Genomic DNA, 557 nt, shown 5'->3' with positions numbered 1-557 from the left:
AGGCGATGGCGTAGGTGCGCGAGAGCTTAATCGTGGTCACGCCCCGGCTGTTGAGAAAGCCGTCGACGACCAGGTAGCTCGGCGGCGACTTGACCACGTCGGGCTGGTACGGGTCCGTGCACGAGCCCAGCAGCAAGCCCAAACTCAGGCACAGCAGGCGAACAGCCGGAATGGAAAGAATGCGATACATAAGACAGTATTGAATAACAACGTGTTGAAGAAGAGCGAAAAAACGGGCCGGCCAGGCAATGCGCTTTACCAGAAGCTGGGTTTTACATCGGTGCCCCGGGTGCGGCAATCGATGCAGTCGCGGGTTCTAAATGTGTAGCCCGCCCGGCTGTTCGAGCCTTTTACGATATTAAATTCTTCGAGCGGCAGGTACTGCCCAGAGGCAAAAGCCGCCCGCAGGATATCGGCAATAACGGCCCGGGGAGGGAAAAACAGGCTGTCGGGCGGCACGCAGCTTTCATAGCCTGACCGTACGCGCCAGCTGGTGGGCACGTCTTGGCGGTTGATGAAGAGGCGGCGGGACTCGACGGAGTGGGCGCTGACGAAGC

At 59.6% G+C, this 557-nt stretch carries 2 pseudogenes; both read right to left on the bottom strand.

Going from position 1 to position 557, the window contains the following annotated elements:
- A pseudogene (locus tag ACYVDE_RS25825) lies at positions 1-190 on the bottom strand (hypothetical protein); the annotation flags it as partial.
- 65 nt (positions 191-255) lie between these two features.
- Positions 256-557 (bottom strand): annotated as a pseudogene (locus ACYVDE_RS25820) (DUF4249 domain-containing protein); the annotation flags it as partial.

The sequence above is a fragment of the Hymenobacter agri genome (genome assembly GCF_054778495.1).
The sequence above is the reverse complement of the archived record's forward strand: the minus strand, read 5'-3'. Positions and strand labels throughout refer to the sequence as shown.